This is a genomic window from Prevotella merdae (assembly GCF_900290275.1).
Taxonomy (GTDB): domain Bacteria; phylum Bacteroidota; class Bacteroidia; order Bacteroidales; family Bacteroidaceae; genus Prevotella; species Prevotella merdae.
Genome location: NZ_LT985324.1, coordinates 1,257,202 through 1,276,767, shown reverse-complemented (window position 1 = coordinate 1,276,767; position 19,566 = coordinate 1,257,202). Strand labels below are relative to the sequence as shown.

Genomic DNA, 19,566 nt, shown 5'->3' with positions numbered 1-19,566 from the left:
TGTATTTTTGCATTTCAAAAATATCGAGTTATGAAGAATTACATCACAGCCGTGGTTTTGTCGGCGCTGCTTTTTACAAGTTGTGCCAACGAGTTTAATAGGGTTTACAAGACCAACGACTACTCATACAAATACGAATACGCAAAGGAGTGTTATGCTCAGGGCAAGTATACTCGTGCGTCTACTCTGTTGCAGGGCTTGGTTACATTGCAGAAAGGTACAGACAATGCACAGGAGAGTCTCTATATGCTTGGTATGGCTGAATACAACAGCAAGGACTATGAGGGAGCTGCCGCTACTTTCAAGAAGTATTTCTCGAGCTATCCTAAGGGAGCTTATGCACAGGAGGCTGAGTTCTATGCTGGTATGAGTCTTTATAATAGCACGCCAGAGCCTCGTCTCGACCAGTCGCAGACGGTAAATGCCATAGCTGCTTTCCAGGAATATATCGACTTGTTTCCTGATGGCAAGGAGCGTTCGCAGGCACAGCAACGCTTGTTTGAGTTGCAAGACAAACTTGTGCAGAAGGAATTGTATTCGGCACAGCTCTATTATGACTTGGGACAGTACTTCGGCAACTGTACATATGGAGGCAACAACTACGAGGCTTGCATCATTACAGCGCAGAATGCTCTAAAGGATTATCCTTACTCAAAGCTTCGCGAAAAGTTCTCGCTGCTTGTTATGAAGAGCAAGTTTGAACTGGCACAGCAGAGTGTGGAGGAGAAGAAGCTTGAACGTTTCCAGGATGCTGAGGACGAATGCTACGGATTCTTGAACGAATATCCCGACTCAAAGGATAAGGTTACTGCCGAGAAGTTCATCACCAAGTGCAAGGCATTTACAAAAGACTGATATAAGCATCCGTCTTAACCATCTTATCCGTCTTGATAAACAGATTAAACATTAATATATAAAAAATAAACGTCAAATTAATGGATTACAAAAAGTCAAAAGCTCCTGTCAATACCGTTACGCGCAACATTATGGACTTGTGCGACGAGACAGGAAACATCTATGAGAGTGTTGCAATCATCGCAAAGCGTGCCAACCAAATTAGCGTTGAGATAAAGCAGGACCTCAATAAGAAGCTGGCTGAGTTTGCCTCTTACAACGACTCACTTGAGGAAGTGTTTGAGAACCGCGAGCAGATAGAGATCTCTCGCTACTATGAGAAACTCCCGAAGCCAACGCTTCTTGCTACTCAGGAATTCATTGAGGGCAATGTGTATTATCGTGACCCTGCTCAGGATAATGCCAATAAGGACCAGGAAGAGTTGTAAGATATGATACAGCGTAAGCAGTCAGTCTTCCTGTTGTTGGCTTTCGTTGCTTCTGTGGTTTGCTTGTGCTTGCCTCTTGGCAGCTTCGAGCCACAGGCAATGGGTGTTGGCTTCAAGATGTACAACCTTATGGTTATGCTTGGCACTGGTGCCGACTATTCTGTATGCGGTCTATTTGGTGTGCTTGTTCTTAGTAGCATACTGAGTGTAGCCACTATTGGTCTATACAAAAACCGCATGCTTCAGAGTCGCCTTTGTGCCTGCAACCTTTTCTTGCTTGTGGCATGGTATATTGTGTTTGGCGCAATGACACGCAATGTTATCTCTGCCGATACAACTTTCCATGTAGAGTTTGCCACTTGCTTGCCGGCTGTCTCAATCATTCTTGTGCAGATGGCGCGTATGGCTATACTTAAAGACGAGAAGCGCGTAAGAGATTCTGAACGCATCAGATAATTTATCTACACCTTATTATATATATAGGGACAATGTTTCTGTATATATTAAAAAGGAGGCATTATGTCTTCCGAACATAGTTAAGCATTTTAACAATGTTGGATGTCATAATGCCTCCTTTTTTGTATTTGTGTACGTATTGTCTTATATGTATATTTTATGTCATACACGTGCCTGTACATAACGTATTTGCTTGATATTCATAAAGTTGTTACTATTTTACAATGCTTAAAATATTACAAACGTGGTCGAAAAACTTGCACAATTCAGGATTTTTGTGTAAATTTGCACCCGATAAGAAAAAAGGATATGTACTTTTTTTGTATTAGAGGCATATCTGAAAGTATCTAACGGAATTTAGGTTATTGCAGAATTTATTGTTTTCAGGCATTAATCGTGAATATTTATTTCGGTCTGACCAGTCTCCATAAAATCGAGTTTAACCCAGGCGACGGTCTTTCCATATATGAAATGTCTATGGTTCTGTTTTGAAGAACTGTAACAGGAACATATTTAAGGGATAGTGTTCGGATTCCACAAAGAAATTAATAATGATTAAACTTTTTAGAGTAGTATTATTTATTGTATGTGTATTGGGAACAAGTCCCGTAATGGGTGCTGACGCTGCAGCAGGATCAGGAGCTGCACAAACAGAACATTTCGACTGGGAGCCTGTGATTAAGGCTATTGTACAAGTTGAAAGCGAAGGCAACACTCGTGCTGTTAAAGGCAACTCGTGTGGTGCTATGCAAATTACACCAATATTGGTGGCAGAATGCAACAACATTCTAAAGAAGCGTAAAATCAAGAAGCGTTATACGCTGCGCGACCGCTTCAGTCTTGAGAAGTCTAAGGAGATGTTTCTTCTCATGCAGTCGCATTTCAATCCGCTTAACGATATAGAGAAGGCTATACGTTCGTGGAATGGCGGCAACAAATATAGTGTCAAGCGCACTCAGAGATATTTTGAGAAGGTTATGAAGTGTATCCAATCTCAGAAATAATATAAAACGTCAAATAAGCCCTGACTACCTTATTAGGTGGTCAGGGTTGTTTGTTTTTAGGAGTAAAAGGGGGTATTGACTTGATTTGTATTAAGAACGAAAAAAAATAAAGAAAAAAAACTTGGAAATGTTTTGCTGTTTCCAAAAAAGATTGTACCTTTGCACTCGCAATTCAGAAACGTGGTTGCTGATAACAAAATAACCAATGCACCCTTAGCTCAGTTGGTAGAGCAACTGACTCTTAATCAGTGGGTCTAGGGTTCGAATCCCTAAGGGTGTACATTTTGTTTGAAGCGTGCCGAGATAGTTGCACCCTTAGCTCAGTTGGTAGAGCAACTGACTCTTAATCAGTGGGTCTAGGGTTCGAATCCCTAAGGGTGTACTACTAAATTTCTGATTATAAAACAACTGTTGCACCCTTAGCTCAGTTGGTAGAGCAACTGACTCTTAATCAGTGGGTCTAGGGTTCGAATCCCTAAGGGTGTACAAAGAAGCGTTGACTTACGAGTCAACGCTTTTTTTGTTGTATTACTGTACAATATTTATTGTATTATGACGTTAATATATTGATGAAAAAATTATTTCTTAACATATTACTGATTTTTTGCGCATTGGCTTATTGCGCTTGCGACGACGGAGATTCGTTTACGACATCTCCTAATAATCTGTTGACATTCTCAACCGATACACTCAAGCTTGATACCGTATTCTCTACAATCCCTTCTTCTACACGCTCGTTTTGGGCTTATAATAAGTCGGGCGACGGATTGCGTTGCACAAGTGTCCGACTTGAAGGTGGCAACCAATCGGGATTCCGTGTTAATGTAGATGGGGTTTATCTCAGTCCGGAGAACGGATATAAGGCAGGCGACATAGAGGTGCGCAATAAAGACAGCGTGCGTATATACGTTGAGCTTACGTCGGCATTGGCAAACAGCAATATGCCAAAACGTCTTTCCGACAATATTATATTTACTCTCGAGAGCGGACGCGAGCAGAAGGTGCCTATAGATGCTTGGACATGGGACGCGCGTGTTGTGCGTAATGTTACGGTTAATAACGACTCTACAATATCTTCTGTTGGCAAGCCTCTTGTGGTATATGGTATGATGAAGGTGGAGGAGGGGGCTACCCTTACTATTGCTCCTGGTTCTACCATCTATTTTCATAATGATGCCGGACTTGACGTTAAGGGTAGCTTGATGTGCAAGGGAACGGCATCGCAACCTATTGTATTGCGTGGCGACCGATTGGACCGTATGTTTGATTATCTGCCATACGACCGTGTAAGCGGACAATGGCAAGGTGTGCATTTTAACAAGATGTCATATAATAATGTGATAGATTATACCGATATCCATAGCTCCTTTAATGGTGTGAAGGTTGACTCGTCTGGTGTGGAACGTCTTGCTCTCGCCATTGCCAATTCAACCATACACAACTGTCAAGGACATGCCTTGTATGTTGCCGACTCAAAGGTGACGGTAGATAATTGCCAACTTACCAACGCTCTATACAATTGTCTTGCTGTTGATGGAGGCGACGTGACTGTGAACAATTCCACTATTGCACAATTCTATCCGTTTGACGGAATGCGTGCTGCTGCTCTTAATTTCTCGGCTCTTACATATCCACTTGTATCGTTCAAATGTCATAACTCCATAATTACAGGATATGCCGACGACGAGATGATGGGTGGCAAGCCTAAGGGCGAAGATGCCAACGAGTTTAATTACGAGTTTGCCAATTGTATAATTCGTACACCTGAGGTGAAAGATGACGATAAGGAGGGCTCTAATTTTATCGACTGCATATTCGAGGATGTAAAAGATACAGTAAGCTATGGCCGAAAGCATTTCTTGCTTGTAGATGGTGACAACCAGAGATACGATTTCCATCTGCGTAAGGAGTCGGCTGCTGTCGACTCTGCAAATGTTGCCACATCAACAAAGAGCGACCATGACGGTAAGCAACGTGATGAAAAACCCGACATGGGCGCCTACGAATACATCAAAACAGAAGAGTGACATAATATTTACTAATAAAACAAATTAAACCAAATTCTAACATGAAACAAATCAACATCAACATCTGCATTCAACATTACCAGCTTGACGAACTCAATGCAGACGACCGCGAACTGGTAGAACGCGCTCTTAAGGCAACGGAGAATTCGTATGCCGAATACAGCCACTTCTATGTTGGTGCGGCTATACGTCTTGCTAATGGCAATATTATGATAGGAGCCAATCAGGAGAATGCTGCATTCCCTTCAAGCTTATGCGCTGAGCGCACGGCTATATTTGCTGCACAGGCCAACTATCCCGACCAAGCTATAACCACATTAGCTATTGTGGCACGCAATGATAATGGGCTTCTCGATGATCCAGTAAGTCCTTGTGGAGGTTGTCGTCAGGTAATTCTTGGTGTGGAAGATCGTTATAAGAGTCCTATACGCATATTGTTGTATGGCAAACGTGGCGTGTATTGCGTGGCTTCTGCAAAGGACCTGCTCCCGTTGTCGTTTGTAGATGCAAGTATGGGATAGTATTTTTGAAAGAAAACCTTTATTACGTTTCATAAGCATTAAATAGTCTGAATAGTTTCTATCTTTGCCGATTTTTTCGTACTTTTGCAACGTATTATGGGTTGATACGAAACTCGAAAATATTATAAACACATATATTTAAATATGAGCAAACAAGTAGAAAAAATCAAAGAATTGGTCGCAAAACGCGAGCAGGCTCGTCTCGGTGGTGGCGAAAAGGCTATTGAGAAGCAGCATGCACGTGGCAAATACACTGCGCGTGAACGTATCGAGATGCTTGTCGACGAAGGTTCGTTTGAGGAGTATGACATGTTCAAGAAGCATCGTTGTACAAACTTCGGCATGGAGAAGAAGCACTATTATGGTGATGGTGTCGTTGCTGGTAGCGCAACTATAGGTGGCCGATTGGTATATGTATATGCTCAGGACTTCACCGTTAACGGTGGATCGCTTTCTGAGACAATGGCACAGAAGATCTGTAAGGTTATGGATATGGCCATGACTATGGGCGCTCCTGTTATCTGCATGAACGACTCTGGTGGTGCACGTATTCAGGAGGGTATCTGCGCTCTTGCCGGATATGGCGAGATATTCGAACGCAATATCCTTGCTTCTGGTGTAGTACCACAGATTTCTGCTATTATGGGTCCGTGTGCTGGTGGTGCTGTTTACTCTCCAGCTCTTACCGACTTCATCATCATGAAGGAGCAGACTTCTTATATGTTCCTTACAGGTCCTAAGGTTGTTAAGACTGTAACTGGCGAGGATATTGATGCCGAGCATCTTGGTGGTGCCTCTGTACACGCTACAAAGAGTGGTGTTACTCATTTTGCAGCCAAGACAGAAGAAGAGGCTATCGAGATGATTAAGAGCTTGCTCTCTTTCATCCCGAGCAATAATACCGAGGAGGCTCCACGTGTTGAGTGCAACGACCCAATCAACCGTATGGAAGATTCTCTTAACGAGATTATCCCTGACGATCCTAACAAGGCATATGATATGTATAAGGTTATTGGTGCTGTTACCGACAATGGCGAGTTCTTCGAGATTCAGCCTAAGTTCGCCAAGAACATCATCATCGGCTTTGCACGTTTCAATGGTCAGAGCGTTGGTATCGTAGCTAATCAGCCTGCAGCTTATGCTGGTGTACTCGACGTAAATGCAAGCCGTAAGGCAGCACGTTTCGTTCGTTTCTGCGATGCTTTCAATATTCCTATCGTGTCACTTGTTGACGTTCCTGGATTCCTTCCTGGTACAGGTCAGGAGTACAATGCAGTTATTCAGCATGGTGCACAGCTTCTTTATGCTTACGGCGAGGCTACTGTACCTAAGATTACTATCACTCTGCGTAAGAGCTACGGTGGTTCTCATATCGTTATGGGATGCAAGCAGCTCCGTTCCGATCTTAACTTCGCATGGCCTTCATCAGAGATTGCCGTTATGGGTGCTAGTGGTGCCGTTGCTATTCTCTGTGGCAAGGAAGCCAAGGCTAAGAAGGAAGCTGGTGAGGACGTTAAGGCTTTCCTCGCAGAAAAGGAAGAAGAGTATACAGAGAAGTTTGCCAACCCATACGAGGCTGCTTCTTATGGCTATATCGACGACGTTATTGAGCCACGCAACACTCGTTTCCGTATCTGTCGCGGACTTGCACAGCTTGCCACTAAGCGTCAGTCGCTGCCTGCAAAGAAGCATGGTTGTATGCCGATGTAATAACAATGTTTTAATAATTAAACATTAAACATTAACATTTAAGCATTTAAGAAAGTGGACAAGAATATTTATGCTGCTATTGCCATGGCTCTTTATGAGTATCAGGGCAACAATGTGCACGACAAGGAACCTGGATTCATTACCATTCAGCCGCGTCAGACAATGTGGAATGCCAAGTTCTTGAGTTTAACAGCAAAACCATAATATTAGAATGAAGGAATTTAAATATACAATCGACGGACAGGAATACAAGGTCCAGATTGAGGATGTAGAAGGCAACATCGCCAGTGTTAATGTCAATGGCGAGGCTTTCAAGGTTGAGATGGAGCAAGAGGCTGAACCTGAAAAGAAGAAGGTTGTTCTTGGACAGCCTGCTGCTTCTAATGATGAGGCTGAGACAACAAGTGCTGCTAACGTCAATACTGCCAACGCTATCAAGGCTCCTCTGCCTGGCGTTGTTACAGAGATTAAGGTTGCTGTAGGCGACGAGGTAAAGGTTGGCGATACTGTTGTTGTGCTTGAGGCTATGAAGATGGCTAACAACATCGAGGCTGAGAAGGACGGCAAAGTTACTGCTATCTGCGTTAAGCAGGGCGAGAGTGTTCTTGAAGACTCTCCATTGGTTGTCGTTGAGTAATTTGATATATTCGCCTTATGGGCAAAACAATACGAAAAAAGGTTCACAACTCATTATTGGGTTGTGAACCTTTTTTTCCGTTGTATGTATACTATATAATAAGGTAAATAAGTATTCAATACGAACGGCAATCTGTAGGAGGGTATGGCATCCCTGCCATACCCACTCTGCCATAATTGTACAGCCAATTTAGTGGGTATGGCAAGGATGCCATACCCTCCTACTATATGAAAAGAAATCTGAACTGTTACTTATATAATATATATATATAATAAGGTATATATATTATAAGGTGTACACGTATTACTACGTAGTAGTACACTCTAATATTATTCCGCTATACCAGCCTCAATCCACTGCTTTGCGATAGTCTTTGCGTCAGCATCGGCAGTAGTATCTTCTACCTCATATTCCTTCATAAGCAGATTCTTGAGAGTATCTGGGTCAAAATCCTTGCCTTCTACATTCTTCCACAGATAGGCAGCTGTCTCGTTCATACTTATAATCTTTGTAAAGTCTATGTTCTCCTTGCCTTCAGCAACGATGATGTTCTCGCCACAGACATTTCTTAATACAAATCCTTTCTTGGTTTTCATTGTTTTATAGGTTTTTTGTTTTGATTCTATTATGTTTTTAATTGTTGTTTACACCCTGTTCCTTCTTGTTATTTACCGCTTTTATTGTTTGTGCCAACCAATCGTAGATATATTCTGTATGCAAACAGCAGGTATCTGCGTATAGGGTAGAGTCGTGTCCAAATGTACGAGTATAGCAGCCATTTACGACCTGATGTTGAGTCGGCTTTTGTTCTGCCTTTGCGATAAAACGCCTCCGCATAACCATGCACATCGCTTATACTACATGTCTCGTTTGCCAAATTGCCGTCACCACGCAATGTCACTTTATCGCCCTCAATAGCAATAATGCGATGAAGCACATATCTTTTAGGAGCAACCTCAGCAAGCACAGCATCACCAACATGTATCGATTGTGGTTTGCGCAGTATAGCCTTGTCGCGTCTGTCCTCAAGGAAAGGGCGCATACTTACACCACGCAACCCAAGTGTTACGGTATGTCCAGCATTGAGCATACTTATAATCTCGGGTATAAGAAATTTGTTGTCTATTTCTTTCTTCTTTATCTCTGTGTCGGTAGCCGATTGTATCATAGTAAGGTTTCTCTTTCTTCTTTTTTTTTACTTAATTGCTATTGCGTTGTAGCATGTTCTTGCGGCATCCTCGTCTGGCAGACAATGCAGCACATTAACCGAAGGAATCGTTTCGATAAGTTTTATAACAGTGTCGTAAGTGTTTCTAAATACCACCTTGTCCCATTTCATTGACGAGCACGATGGCAGAACTTGTGAGAAGGCAATTGTAGGCGATAGTCTCTCCACACTGTTTTGCTTTGCTCTGTCTATCTTTGTCACAGCTCCAAGTGGTGCCTTTATATTGCGGTAGCAAGGTGTCTTGCCACTCCACGGGCTGCCATATATTACAGGCTTATTGTCTATAATGCGCACAATAGGATTGTCGTCGTTCATAAGGTCGCTACCCTCAATATACTTAAGCCATAGCGATGTGTGCGTGCTCTTGCCAGTTCCACTATGTGCTATGAAGGCATAACCATAGCCGTTGTTTCTTACCAGCGATGCGTGTATAAGCAATGTGTTGAAGAAACTTCCCCTAAAGGCATACAACATCATCAGCGCATTGTTCAGTCCAAAGCGTCTCATCTCTTTGCTGCCGTTAAGGGCGCACTGGGCTTCGGTAAAGTCCTTGTTTGTTTGCAGCATGCAGCAACTGTGTCCTGCAATATCTTTAATGATGAATTGGTACCCCCCATCTGTCTTAATGTCAACAGTTGTCTTGCCGTTGCCAGTGTCAAATATGTCCACACGGCTACGTTCCTCCTTAGGCACAACAGCAATATTGTCGTCAACATTAAGGCAGAACAACATATCTGTAGATGTGCTTACACATTTGTTGCCATTGCCATATACAAGACAACCGTCATTGTCCTCTTCTACACTGAAGGGGGCGAATGACGGTAGCAGCCTTATATCGTTATGGGCTGAATCTTCAAAAGATATCTGTAGCAGATGCTCTGCCACGCAAAAGGTATGTTTAGTACCCATTTATTATTTCTTGTTCTTTGATTTCTTTATCTTAGCTGGCTTAGGAGCGTCCTTCATCTCACTCTCGTCTGGGATGATAGGCGTAAAGGCAAAGTCGCTTGCCAACAAGTACTTCACATCATAGCGGCCTTTAGTGGCATAACGCTTCTTAAGTGCAGCATATTTCTTCTCAACATCCTTGCGCTTTTTGCTGAAGAAGGTGATGCATGTAGGATTAGCCACTCCATTCTTCTGCATATGTCCGCGTAGTTGGTACGAGTAGTTGTCTCGGCTATACAGAAACCCCGTTTTACTGTCGGTATATGTAGAGTCCATATACTGAATGTCAGTGAAGTAGACTGTAGAGTCGTTGAATGATGTGGCAAAGCCGCAGATATAACCAGGAGTGTGCTTTTGTACAGCAAAAGTCAGTGCTGGAATCAGCATAGCAGCCATTGCCAAGTATACGCGTAGCTTCATTTTCTTTTTTATTACGTGTTTTTGTTTCAATTTATATTGTTTATATGTCAATCCTGAGTTGGTGTGCGTTATCTTCCAAGATAAGCCTTCAGCATCTTGTTCTTGGTGTTCTGCTTCAGCTTTCTTATCGCCTTCTCCCTAATCTGTCTTACACGCTCGCGTGTCAAGCCATACTTCTTGCCAATCTCTTCCATTGTGCATTCGGGTTGGTTTATGCCGTAGAAAGCTTCCACAACATTGCGCTCACGCTCATTTAGTACAGTAAGTGCGGCAGCAATCTCATCGCGCAACGATTCCATAAGCAATTGGTTGTCTGTTGCTGGTTCCGAGTCACTCTGCATAAAGTCAATCATGCTTGTAGCATCGTTATCAGATACGGGAGCGTCAACCGATACCTGATGTGTATTCACCTTAAGCACGTCCTCTATTTTGTCGTGCGGAATATCAGTCTTGTCTGCTATCTCGTCAATACTTGGTCTGCGTTCGTTTTCCTGTTCAAACTGATTCAGTATACGGTTTATCTTGTTTACGCTTCCCACCTGGTTAAGTGGCAGTCTCACTACACGACTCTGTTCGGCAATAGCTTGCAGAATACTTTGTCTAATCCACCATACAGCATAACTGATAAATTTAAATCCTCTTGTCTCGTCAAATTTTTCAGCAGCTTTCAGCAAACCAATGTTGCCTTCGTTGATAAGGTCGGGTAGGGACAATCCTTGGTTCTGATATTGTTTTGCAACAGAGACAACAAAGCGCAAGTTAGCTTTGGTAAGTTTCTCCAATGCCTTGCGGTCACCATTTTTTATACGGCGAGCCAACTCAGCCTCCTCTTCTACGGAGATGAGTTCCTCGTGGCCTATTTCTTGCAGATACTTGTCAAGAGAGGCATTCTCTCGATTGGTTATCGATTTTGTGATTTTCAGTTGTCTCATTAAGTGTTGTCTTTTTAGGGATTTTATTGATTATTGTTGGGGCGCATGTATATCTACATTCATCTGCAAATTTAACCAAATATATTGGTTGACGCAAATTTTTCCTTGCTTATTTTAGTGTTGTACGGAGAATGTTTTAAGACAAGAGAACATGTTTTTTAGGACATAAGAACAGGAGAACATGTTTTTTTTTTAAGACATGAGAACAGAAGGACATGTTTTTTCTTAAGATTACAAAAAAACAGGAGGCACGGTATTGTCTTCCCGTGCCTCCTTTTTATTGTAACTAAATAACCTTGTTATTATTTAGTCCTCAAGCGGAACAGCAAAGTATGCCTTCTTGCCTGTAGGATAAATACCCTGGATATATAGTACAGGGTCTTTGCTTGTAGAAGCTTCCTTCACTACATTCTGCAAGTCATCGATAGTCTTGATAGCGCTGTCGTTTACACGCTGGATGATGAATCCCTTTGTGATACCTGCATTCTTAAGCTTGCCGGCGTTCACCTTCAATACCTCAAGACCATAGCCAATATTGAACTGCTGCTTCTGGTTATCGGTGATAGCACGGAAGTTGCCACCCAATACATCAAGGTCAGCCTTCTTCACAACCTGAGTATTGCCTTGCTCATTCTTCAATGTAACAGTCTTTGTCGACTTCTTCTTGTCGCGCAAGTAAGATATAGATACCTTGTCGCCAGGACGCTTCTTTGCCAAGTACTCTTGCAGGTCAGCCATCTTGTTTACTTCCTTGCCGTCAATAGCGGTAATAACGTCGCCTTCCTTCAGTCCTGCTTCCTCTGCAGCACTCTCTTCTGTTACCTTAGCTACATATATACCTTCCATTGTTCCGAGGTCTATGTCCTTGCCCTGATCCTTCTGTGCATCAACATAGTTCTTTACATCAGAGCCCTGAATGCCAATAACGGCACGCTGTACAGTACCATATTTCTTCAGGTCGTCCACCACCTTATTCATAATAGATGTAGGAATGGCAAAACCATATCCGCTGAACGATCCTGTTTGCGAGTAAAGCATAGCATTGATACCGATAAGTTCGCCGCGAGTGTTTACCAATGCACCACCCGAGTTGCCCGGATTGATTGCAGCATCAGTCTGGATAAACGATTCCACACCATTCTGATACAATGAGCGTCCCTTAGCACTTACTATACCAGCTGTTACGGTATTGGTAAGATTGAATGGGTTGCCTACAGCCAGTACCCACTCACCAACCTTGATGTTCTCGCTATTAGCGATAGTGATAGCCGGGAGGTTCTTTCCGTCAATCTTTATAAGTGCAAGGTCGGTAGTCTTGTCAGTACCAATGATACGAGCCGAATACTCCTTGTTGTCGTTCAATGTAACAGTGAGCTCATCTGCATCTGCCACAACATGGTTGTTTGTTACGATATATCCATCATTAGAGATGATAACGCCCGAGCCCGAACCCTGCTGCTTCGGAGTGCGCACGCTTCTCTTCTGCTTGCCTCCATTGCCTTGGTTAGGATTGCCAAAGAATCCAAATGGGTCTGAGAAGAAATCAGAGAACGGATCGCTCTGCACCTCCACGGTCTGCACTTTCGAGTTCTTTGTGCTTAGAATATGCACAACAGAAGGCAGCGACTTTTCTGCAGCGTATGTCAGGTCTACAGGTTGTGCCGGTACAGCAGCCAAAGCGGCAGGCGAGGCATTTACCTTAATCAATGTTCCAGTTGAGAAGGCAAGGGCAATAACGCTCAATGCCGCAACAAAATAATTAGAATACTTCTTCATAATCCTTATTTATTTTACTTGTTTTATTATTATTCCTATTTTTACTCTCTATGTCTACGCTATTAGCCATTCTGACATATTGCGGTCTGATATGGCTGTTGTTGTGTTAAAACAATAGCGTTTCTTGTTTTGTGGTTGCAAATATAGACGCAATATTTGTTAAAGTGTCAAATTGGCATATATCTTTATCCCATTTTAACACTCTAATTTAACATATTAACGGCTGTTAGAGATAAACGGAACGATTTTTACTTTTGTTTTCAAAGACATAAACAAGCCGAAAAGAAAAATAAATTATCAATTATTTTGTGGTCTTGCCAAATAGCAGTACCTTTGCAATCCGTTGGAAACAGTGTCTCGGTTCTGTCGCTGCCACACATTGGTGTGGAAGAGGAAAGTCCGGGCAGCATAGGGAACCCCACTTCCGAAAGTAGAAGCTGTCGGTGACGGCAGGTGTCGGTAGAAGAAAATAACCGCCGTGCTTTAGTACGGTAAGGGTGAGAAGGTAGTGTAAGAGACTACCAGCCGATGGGTGATCATCGGGCTGTACCATCTGGGGGCTGCAAGTTCATGTATACCATCGTTTGAGGGCGTCCCGTCCGACCTATGTGACGGTGGAGGGTAGAATGCTAGAGCCGTAGGGTGACTTACGGAGTAGATAAATGACAGAAGGCTTCCTTGTCCGTAAGGGTTGGGAAGAAACAGAACCCGGCTTATAGAGACACTGTTTCCAATTTTTTTAGTTTTCCTTCTTTCTCCAGCGCATGCCATACCGAGTAGCGTGCCTCCGGATTTATTTTTTCTATCTCCTCAAACATCCGCTTCATGTCAGTTCTGTTCGATGCTTTCTCGTACGGACACAGTTTCACCTGCTTCTTGTATCCGCACAGTTCGGCATACTCTTTTATGTCTTTCTCTATCAATAGGCATAAGGGGCGTATGATGGTCAGCGGCATTTTCTCCATCTGCATTACAACAGGCATTGTCGAGAACGATCCTTGGTAGAATTGGTTTAGCATTGCCGTGTGTATGATGTCGTCCATATGATGCCCCAGAGCAATTTTATTGAACCCGTTGTCTTGTGCAAATCTGAACAGAGCCTTGCGTCTATGCCATGAGCATAGGAAACAGGCTGGTTTGTCTGTCTTCTTTGTGTCGTCAAACGATGTTGTCACAATGTGCAACCTCACACCGTGCTTCTCGGCAAAGGCTTCCAGATACGATGTGTCCGACTCATACTTTATATTCTCCATCCTCACATGTATTGCCTCTACCTCAATACGTGGCTTTATTATGCGTTGTCTGCGGCCAAGCATCTCAAGAAGGCATAACGAGTCCTTGCCACCCGACAGTCCTATCAGTATTCTGTCGCCGTCGGACAGCATTGCATATTCGGTCAACGCTTTCTGAAAACGCTGATATATCATGTGGTTTAGTATTTGCTCTCGGGTTCTCATTGGTTCTGCTCCATTACTTAAACACCAGATAAACGGCTGCAATGATGAACACGAAGGCAAGCAAGTGGTTCCATTTCAGTGTCTCGCCCTGGAACATTATGTTTGCAATAAGGGCAAACACAATAAGACTGATGCACTCTTGCACCACCTTTAGCTGCACCAACGAGAATGGACCGCCATTACCCTGAAATCCTATGCGGTTGGCTGGCACCTGACAGCAATATTCAAAGAAGGCAATACCCCACGAGAAAGCTATTACGCCTATCAATGGCCAATTGCTCGACACGCCTGTCTGTTGTAGTTTTAAATGACCATACCATGCAAGAGTCATGAATATGTTAGATAGTATAAGTAAAATAATTGTGTAGAATCCTGACATGTTTTGTTTTGTTTTAAAAAGGAGGGGGTGGTAAAATGGGAGTTAAAGGAAGTTTGCCACCCTCCCTCTTTTTTTTATCATTTATTATTTCTCAATCTTTCATCCATCGCCGCTGCCGCTCTTCTTCCATCTCCCATAGCAAGTATCACAGTAGCGCCTCCGCGTACTATGTCACCGCCTGCGAATATCTCAGGACGCGAGCTCTGCATCTTGTCATTTACGGCAATAGTATTCTTTCTTCCAAGTTCCAGACCCTTGATAGAGTTTGGCACAAGTGGGTTAGGCGATACACCTACAGCCACAATCACCTGGTCTACCTCCATCGTAACCGTCTTGCCTTCTACAGGCACCGGACTGCGGCGTCCGCTTGCGTCGGGTTCTCCAAGCTCCATTACCTGAAGCACGGCAGCCTTAACGGCGCCCTTATCGTCGGCAATATATTCTATCGGGTTGTGCAGTGTAAGGAAGTGTATTCCCTCTTCCTTGGCATGCTTTACTTCCTCAAGACGTGCTGGCATCTCAGCCTCCGAACGGCGGTACACCAAGGTTACGTCTCCGCCCAAGCGCTTAGCTGTACGGCATGAGTCCATTGCAGTATTGCCGCCACCTACTACCAGCACACTCTTACCTATATTAATAGGTGTATCTGTCAGCGGATTGGCTGCGTCCATAAGGTTCACACGTGTAAGGTACTCGTTAGACGACATAATGTTCAATGCATTCTCGCCCTTTATGCCCATGAAGTTTGGCAGACCGGCACCCGAACCTACGAATATGCCCTTATATCCTTCAGCTTCCAGCTCGTCGGTCGTTATTGTCTTGCCAATGATGCAGTCGGTAGTAAACTCCACACCCATCTTCTTCAAGTTGTCTATCTCAACATCCACAATACGGTTAGGCAGGCGGAATTCAGGGATACCATATTTCAGCACACCGCCAATCTCGTGCAGAGCCTCAAACACATGCACCTCATAACCCTTCTTAGCCATATCTCCGGCAAAGCTCAATCCCGAAGGGCCGCTTCCTACAACTGCCACCTTTATGCCGTTCTTCTTAGCCATATCGGGCACAGCTATATTTCCGCTCTCGCGCTCAAAATCGGCTGCAAAGCGTTCCAGATATCCAATAGCCACAGCAGGCTCGTTCATTTTCAGGTGTATACACTTGCTCTCGCATTGCTTCTCCTGCGGACAAACACGGCCGCATACAGCTGGTAGGGCAGAGGTGCTCTTCAATACCTTGGCAGCAGCAAGGAACTGTCCACGCTCTATGTTTTTTATAAACGATGGTATGTTGATGTTCACCGGACATCCTTCCACGCATGCCGGCTTGCCGCAGTCCAGACAACGGTGAGCCTCACGTATGGCCATCTCCTTAGTCAGTCCCTTGTTCACCTCTTCGGTTCGTGTTGTCGCACGATATACAGGGTCAAGCTCAGGCATTTGCACACGTTCTATAGCCTTGCGTTCTGCGGGTTTCATGGCAGCGCGTAATGTCTTACGCCATTCTGCATCACGGTCTATCAGCTGTTCTATTGTCTCATTGGTGGGCTCAACATCCATACATGTCTCACATCCGCATGTCTCTGTCTTCTTCTCCACACCGCGCAGATGTTCCTCATAATGTTCCATTTCCTCGCGCTCGGCATCACGGAAAGTTCCCATACGTTTAAACATCTCGTCCCAGTCAACAAGTGCTCCGTCAAACTCAGGTCCGTCAATACATACAAACTTAGTTTTGCCTCCTATCGACAGACGGCAAGCTCCGCACATGCCAGTACCGTCAACCATGATGGTGTTCAATGATACCTCAACAGGGATATTATATTTCTGCGCCATCAGGCAACAGAACTTCATCATTATCGGAGGACCAATGGCAAACACCTTGTCCACATGCTCCTCCTGATTTATAAATTTCTCTATACCTATAGTCACTACACCCTTCTCTCCGTACGAACCATCATCGGTCATGATTATAAGTTCGTCGCTGCTCTCTCTTACCTCATCCTCCAGTATAACAAGGTCTTTGCTGCGTCCTGCTATAACCGAAAGCACACGGTTGCCAGCAGCTTTCAGGGCGCGTATAATAGGCAACATTGGAGCAACTCCAACGCCACCGCCAGCACAAACCACCGTACCATAATTCTCAATATGTGTAGGATTTCCAAGCGGACCAACTACGTCTGTTATGTAGTCGCCCTCGTTAAGGCTACACAGCTTAGTAGACGACAGGCCGACCTTTTGTACAACAATGGTTATAGTACCACGTTTTATGTCGGCATCGGCAATGGTCAGAGGCACACGCTCGCCATTATCGCCAACGCGGACGATTATAAAGTTGCCTGCCTTACGGCTCTTTGCAATCAATGGGGCTTCAATCTCAAAAAGGAATACCTTCTCAGAGAACTGCTTTTTCAATACGATTTTGTTCATGGGCGGTAATGTTATTGTTTAAAGTTAGGATTTGATATTGTTTAGTAGAGTAGGCGAAAGACTATTAAGAATAATGTAGTAGTGGGCTGGTAAGGCAAAGAGCCAAAAAAAGAAGTAATTGGAAGTTTAGCTCCTTTTTTTGGCTCCTCTCCTTGTCTTTCTATTTAGAAGTTCTTGTCATCAAGCATCTCAAAGCCACAGTATGGCACGAGTACCTTAGGCACGCGTATACCCTCTGGTGTCTGATTGTTCTCGATGATGGCAGCCACGATACGTGGCAAAGCAAGTGCCGATCCGTTAAGAGTGTGGCAAAGCTCAATCTTTCTTGTCTCTGCATTGCGGTAGCGGCAGTGCAAGCGGTTGGCCTGATAACTCTCGAAGTTAGATACCGAAGAAACCTCCAACCAGCGCTTCTGTGCTGCGCTCCATACCTCGAAGTCGTAGCATATAGCAGATGTGAAGCTCATGTCGCCACCACACAAACGTAGGATGTGGTAAGGCAGCTCAAGCTTCTTCAGCAGACCCTCAACATGCTCAAGCATCTCGTCAAGCGACTTGTATGAGTGTTCAGGCTTGTCAATGCGCACAATCTCAACCTTGTCAAACTGGTGCAGACGGTTCAATCCGCGCACATCCTTGCCATACGATCCGGCCTCGCGACGGAAGCAAGCCGAATAAGCACAACGCTTGATAGGCAGATCCTTCTCGTCCAAAATCTCATCACGGAAGATGTTGGTTACCGGAACCTCGGCTGTTGGAATAAGGTAGAGGTTGTCCAACTGGCACTGGTACATCTGTGCTTCCTTGTCAGGCAGCTGACCTGTACCGTAACCCGAAGCTTCGTTAACAACGTATGGAGGCTGTACCTCAAGGTATCCGCTCTTGCGAGCCTCCTCAAGGAAGAAAGCCTCAAGTGCACGCTGCAAGCGAGCCATCTTGCCAATGTATACAGGGAATCCGGCACCGGTAATCTTTACACCAAGGTCGAAGTCTATAAGATTAAACTTCTTGCACAAGTCCCAGTGGCATAAAGCGTCCTCTGGAAGGTTAGGCATTTCGCCACCTTCCTTAACAACAACGTTGTCGTTTGCGTCTTTACCCTCTGGTACATCGTCGTTAGGAATGTTTGGTATAGTGCAGAGCTTGGCTATCAAGTCCTTCTCTGCCTGGGCCTTTGTCTCTTCCAATGCCTTGTTTGCCTCCTTAATAGCGGCAACCTTAGCTTTGATTTCGTCAGCCTCCTGCTTGTTACCCTGCTTCATAAGAGCACCAATCTGTGCTGCCAACTTCTTTGCGTCCGACAGGTTCTGGTCAAGTTCCTGCTGTGTCTCGCGGCGACGTTTGTCTATAGCGAGAACTTCCTTAATGGCTTCCTCAGCACCAGCAAAGTGCTTCTTGTTCAAGCCTTTGATAACACGTTCAGTTTCCTCACTGATGAGTTTAAGTGTAAGCATATGCTAAATAGTTAAATATTAATATGCGTTGTTATGTTTTTATTCAGACTACAAAATTACATATTTTTTCTATTTACGGCAATTTTTTACTCTTTATTTTCTATTTTTTGAAAGACATGAGAACAGAAGAACAAGTTTTTTTGAAAGACATGAGAACAGAAGAACAAGTTTTTTTGAAAGACATGGGAACAGAAGAACAATTTTTTTTGAAAGACATGAGAACAGAAGAACAAGTTTTTTGAAAGACATAAGAACAGAAGAACAAGTTTTTTTGAAAGACATGAGAACAGAAGAACAAGTTTTTTGAAAGACATGGGAACAGAAGAACATGTTTTTTTTGAAAGACATAAGAACAGAAGAACAAGTTTTTTTTGAAAGACATGAGAACAGAAGAACATGTTCTTTGGTTGAGGGATAAAACATGTTCTTCTGTTCTTATGTCTTACCCCCCCCGCAAGCAATCCCCATGTTCTTCTGTTCTCCTGTCTTATCCCTCGCAAGCAATCCCCATGTTCTCCTGTTCTCCTGTCTTACCCCTCGCAAGCAATCCCCATGTTCTCATGTCCTCCTGTCTTACCCCTCGCAAACAATCCCCATGTTCTTCTGTTCTCCTGTCTTACCCCTCGCAAGCAATCCCCATGTTCTTCTGTTCTTCTGTCTTATCCTCGCAAGCAATCCCCATGTTCTTCTGTTCTTCTGTCTTATCCCCGCAAGCAATCCCCATGTTCTCATGTTCTTCTGTCTTCCCCAAAAAACATGTTTTTCTGTCTAATTACCATGCATATTTTTCTTATTCCAATTAAAATCCTCAATTGTTTTTCTTTGCCATTTCAAATAAGTTTTATACTTTTGTACATTAAAATTCTCTCTCTCCGCAAGATAGAGAACAGTATATACACGTT

20 protein-coding genes, 3 tRNA genes, 1 other RNA gene and 1 pseudogene are annotated in these 19,566 nt (G+C 43.8%); 14 read left to right on the top strand and 11 right to left on the bottom strand.

Going from position 1 to position 19,566, the window contains the following annotated elements; all coding sequences use genetic code 11:
* Nucleotides 1-30: 30 nt before the first annotated feature.
* From C9991_RS12015 to C9991_RS11965, 12 genes are all read left to right on the top strand, one after another.
* Nucleotides 31-855 (top strand): outer membrane protein assembly factor BamD, encoded by an 825-nt coding sequence (locus C9991_RS12015; RefSeq protein ID WP_106812719.1) that lies wholly within the window; start codon nucleotides 31-33, stop codon nucleotides 853-855.
* A gap of 80 nt (nucleotides 856-935) precedes the next feature.
* On the top strand, nucleotides 936-1,283 hold the full coding sequence (locus C9991_RS12010) for a DNA-directed RNA polymerase subunit omega (RefSeq protein ID WP_106812718.1): 348 nt from the start codon (nucleotides 936-938) through the stop codon (nucleotides 1,281-1,283).
* A gap of 3 nt (nucleotides 1,284-1,286) precedes the next feature.
* Nucleotides 1,287-1,739, top strand: a complete 453-nt coding sequence (locus tag C9991_RS12005) for a DUF4293 domain-containing protein (protein ID WP_106812717.1) — start codon at nucleotides 1,287-1,289, stop codon at nucleotides 1,737-1,739.
* A gap of 611 nt (nucleotides 1,740-2,350) precedes the next feature.
* Nucleotides 2,351-2,743 (top strand): transglycosylase SLT domain-containing protein, encoded by a 393-nt coding sequence (locus C9991_RS12000; protein WP_438269208.1) that lies wholly within the window; start codon nucleotides 2,351-2,353, stop codon nucleotides 2,741-2,743.
* A gap of 207 nt (nucleotides 2,744-2,950) precedes the next feature.
* Nucleotides 2,951-3,023 (top strand) — tRNA-Lys (locus C9991_RS11995).
* Nucleotides 3,024-3,052: 29 nt separating this feature from the next.
* Nucleotides 3,053-3,125, top strand: a tRNA-Lys gene (locus C9991_RS11990).
* A gap of 31 nt (nucleotides 3,126-3,156) precedes the next feature.
* A tRNA-Lys gene (locus C9991_RS11985) sits at nucleotides 3,157-3,229 on the top strand.
* Between the two features lie 83 nt (nucleotides 3,230-3,312).
* Entirely contained in the window at nucleotides 3,313-4,770 is a 1,458-nt protein-coding gene (locus C9991_RS11980; RefSeq protein WP_106812715.1) for a right-handed parallel beta-helix repeat-containing protein, read from the top strand.
* Between the two features lie 41 nt (nucleotides 4,771-4,811).
* Nucleotides 4,812-5,291, top strand: coding sequence for a cytidine deaminase (locus C9991_RS11975; RefSeq protein ID WP_106812714.1), 480 nt, complete (start codon nucleotides 4,812-4,814; stop codon nucleotides 5,289-5,291).
* Between the two features lie 144 nt (nucleotides 5,292-5,435).
* Nucleotides 5,436-7,001, top strand: coding sequence for an acyl-CoA carboxylase subunit beta (locus C9991_RS11970; RefSeq protein WP_106812713.1), 1,566 nt, complete (start codon nucleotides 5,436-5,438; stop codon nucleotides 6,999-7,001).
* A 54-nt stretch (nucleotides 7,002-7,055) separates the two neighbouring features.
* A complete protein-coding gene (locus C9991_RS16925) occupies nucleotides 7,056-7,205 on the top strand; it encodes a hypothetical protein (protein WP_007896899.1) in 150 nt (49 codons plus the stop codon).
* A gap of 7 nt (nucleotides 7,206-7,212) precedes the next feature.
* A complete protein-coding gene (locus C9991_RS11965) occupies nucleotides 7,213-7,638 on the top strand; it encodes a biotin/lipoyl-containing protein (protein WP_106812712.1) in 426 nt (141 codons plus the stop codon).
* 329 nt (nucleotides 7,639-7,967) lie between these two features.
* Here C9991_RS11965 and C9991_RS11960 read toward each other — a convergent pair whose 3' ends face one another.
* The 6 genes from C9991_RS11960 to C9991_RS11935 all read right to left on the bottom strand — a co-directional run bounded on the left by C9991_RS11960 (nucleotide 7,968) and on the right by C9991_RS11935 (nucleotide 12,942).
* A complete protein-coding gene (locus C9991_RS11960; protein ID WP_106812711.1) occupies nucleotides 7,968-8,234 on the bottom strand; it encodes a PqqD family protein in 267 nt (88 codons plus the stop codon).
* A 68-nt stretch (nucleotides 8,235-8,302) separates the two neighbouring features.
* The gene (locus C9991_RS11955; RefSeq protein WP_106812710.1) at nucleotides 8,303-8,806 is read right to left on the bottom strand and encodes a S24/S26 family peptidase; all 504 of its coding nucleotides are present in this window, start codon (nucleotides 8,804-8,806) and stop codon (nucleotides 8,303-8,305) included.
* 27 nt (nucleotides 8,807-8,833) lie between these two features.
* Nucleotides 8,834-9,775 (bottom strand): hypothetical protein, encoded by a 942-nt coding sequence (locus C9991_RS11950; RefSeq protein WP_106812709.1) that lies wholly within the window; start codon nucleotides 9,773-9,775, stop codon nucleotides 8,834-8,836.
* Nucleotides 9,776-9,778: 3 nt separating this feature from the next.
* Nucleotides 9,779-10,234 (bottom strand): hypothetical protein, encoded by a 456-nt coding sequence (locus C9991_RS11945; RefSeq protein ID WP_232823323.1) that lies wholly within the window; start codon nucleotides 10,232-10,234, stop codon nucleotides 9,779-9,781.
* Nucleotides 10,235-10,302: 68 nt separating this feature from the next.
* On the bottom strand, nucleotides 10,303-11,166 hold the full coding sequence (locus tag C9991_RS11940) for a sigma-70 family RNA polymerase sigma factor (RefSeq protein WP_106812708.1): 864 nt from the start codon (nucleotides 11,164-11,166) through the stop codon (nucleotides 10,303-10,305).
* Nucleotides 11,167-11,472: 306 nt separating this feature from the next.
* Nucleotides 11,473-12,942, bottom strand: coding sequence for a Do family serine endopeptidase (locus C9991_RS11935; RefSeq protein WP_106812707.1), 1,470 nt, complete (start codon nucleotides 12,940-12,942; stop codon nucleotides 11,473-11,475).
* A gap of 349 nt (nucleotides 12,943-13,291) precedes the next feature.
* On the opposite strand from C9991_RS11935, the gene rnpB reads away from it, so the two are divergent.
* Nucleotides 13,292-13,674: RNase P RNA component class A (gene rnpB / locus C9991_RS11930), an RNA gene on the top strand.
* A gap of 26 nt (nucleotides 13,675-13,700) precedes the next feature.
* Here rnpB and C9991_RS11925 read toward each other — a convergent pair.
* The 4 genes and pseudogenes from C9991_RS11925 to serS form a co-directional block, all read right to left on the bottom strand.
* Nucleotides 13,701-14,399 (bottom strand): annotated as a pseudogene (locus C9991_RS11925) (tRNA 2-thiocytidine biosynthesis TtcA family protein); the annotation flags it as partial.
* Nucleotides 14,400-14,412: 13 nt separating this feature from the next.
* On the bottom strand, nucleotides 14,413-14,778 hold the full coding sequence (locus C9991_RS11920) for a DMT family protein (RefSeq protein ID WP_106812706.1): 366 nt from the start codon (nucleotides 14,776-14,778) through the stop codon (nucleotides 14,413-14,415).
* 77 nt (nucleotides 14,779-14,855) lie between these two features.
* A complete protein-coding gene (locus tag C9991_RS11915; protein ID WP_106812705.1) occupies nucleotides 14,856-17,210 on the bottom strand; it encodes a bifunctional dihydroorotate dehydrogenase B NAD binding subunit/NADPH-dependent glutamate synthase in 2,355 nt (784 codons plus the stop codon).
* A 164-nt stretch (nucleotides 17,211-17,374) separates the two neighbouring features.
* Nucleotides 17,375-18,664 (bottom strand): serine--tRNA ligase, encoded by a 1,290-nt coding sequence (serS, locus tag C9991_RS11910; protein WP_106812704.1) that lies wholly within the window; start codon nucleotides 18,662-18,664, stop codon nucleotides 17,375-17,377.
* Between the two features lie 116 nt (nucleotides 18,665-18,780).
* On the opposite strand from serS, the gene C9991_RS17175 reads away from it, so the two are divergent.
* Nucleotides 18,781-18,906 carry a hypothetical protein gene (locus C9991_RS17175; protein ID WP_255414795.1) on the top strand — a complete coding sequence of 42 codons (126 nt, stop codon included), beginning with the start codon at nucleotides 18,781-18,783 and terminating at the stop codon, nucleotides 18,904-18,906.
* A gap of 374 nt (nucleotides 18,907-19,280) precedes the next feature.
* Here C9991_RS17175 and C9991_RS17170 read toward each other — a convergent pair whose 3' ends face one another.
* Complete coding sequence (locus C9991_RS17170) at nucleotides 19,281-19,415, bottom strand: hypothetical protein (protein WP_255414794.1); 135 nt, start codon at nucleotides 19,413-19,415, stop codon at nucleotides 19,281-19,283.
* Nucleotides 19,416-19,566 lie beyond the last annotated feature (151 nt).

What these genes read in the sequence shown, in the direction of transcription:
- C9991_RS11915 (WP_106812705.1), bottom strand. Translation starts at nt 17,210, where the DNA reads ATGAACAAAATCGTATTGAAAAAGCAGTTCTCTGAGAAGGTATTCCTT.
- C9991_RS12015 (WP_106812719.1), top strand. Translation starts at nt 31, where the DNA reads ATGAAGAATTACATCACAGCCGTGGTTTTGTCGGCGCTGCTTTTTACA.
- C9991_RS11940 (WP_106812708.1), bottom strand. Translation starts at nt 11,166, where the DNA reads ATGAGACAACTGAAAATCACAAAATCGATAACCAATCGAGAGAATGCC.
- serS (WP_106812704.1), bottom strand. Translation starts at nt 18,664, where the DNA reads ATGCTTACACTTAAACTCATCAGTGAGGAAACTGAACGTGTTATCAAA.
- C9991_RS11975 (WP_106812714.1), top strand. Translation starts at nt 4,812, where the DNA reads ATGAAACAAATCAACATCAACATCTGCATTCAACATTACCAGCTTGAC.
- C9991_RS11960 (WP_106812711.1), bottom strand. Translation starts at nt 8,234, where the DNA reads ATGAAAACCAAGAAAGGATTTGTATTAAGAAATGTCTGTGGCGAGAAC.
- C9991_RS11935 (WP_106812707.1), bottom strand. Translation starts at nt 12,942, where the DNA reads ATGAAGAAGTATTCTAATTATTTTGTTGCGGCATTGAGCGTTATTGCC.
- C9991_RS12005 (WP_106812717.1), top strand. Translation starts at nt 1,287, where the DNA reads ATGATACAGCGTAAGCAGTCAGTCTTCCTGTTGTTGGCTTTCGTTGCT.
- C9991_RS11970 (WP_106812713.1), top strand. Translation starts at nt 5,436, where the DNA reads ATGAGCAAACAAGTAGAAAAAATCAAAGAATTGGTCGCAAAACGCGAG.
- C9991_RS12000 (WP_438269208.1), top strand. Translation starts at nt 2,351, where the DNA reads ATGGGTGCTGACGCTGCAGCAGGATCAGGAGCTGCACAAACAGAACAT.
- C9991_RS17175 (WP_255414795.1), top strand. Translation starts at nt 18,781, where the DNA reads ATGAGAACAGAAGAACAAGTTTTTTTGAAAGACATGAGAACAGAAGAA.
- C9991_RS12010 (WP_106812718.1), top strand. Translation starts at nt 936, where the DNA reads ATGGATTACAAAAAGTCAAAAGCTCCTGTCAATACCGTTACGCGCAAC.
- C9991_RS11965 (WP_106812712.1), top strand. Translation starts at nt 7,213, where the DNA reads ATGAAGGAATTTAAATATACAATCGACGGACAGGAATACAAGGTCCAG.
- C9991_RS11920 (WP_106812706.1), bottom strand. Translation starts at nt 14,778, where the DNA reads ATGTCAGGATTCTACACAATTATTTTACTTATACTATCTAACATATTC.
- C9991_RS11980 (WP_106812715.1), top strand. Translation starts at nt 3,313, where the DNA reads ATGAAAAAATTATTTCTTAACATATTACTGATTTTTTGCGCATTGGCT.
- C9991_RS11955 (WP_106812710.1), bottom strand. Translation starts at nt 8,806, where the DNA reads ATGATACAATCGGCTACCGACACAGAGATAAAGAAGAAAGAAATAGAC.
- C9991_RS11950 (WP_106812709.1), bottom strand. Translation starts at nt 9,775, where the DNA reads ATGGGTACTAAACATACCTTTTGCGTGGCAGAGCATCTGCTACAGATA.
- C9991_RS11945 (WP_232823323.1), bottom strand. Translation starts at nt 10,234, where the DNA reads ATGAAGCTACGCGTATACTTGGCAATGGCTGCTATGCTGATTCCAGCA.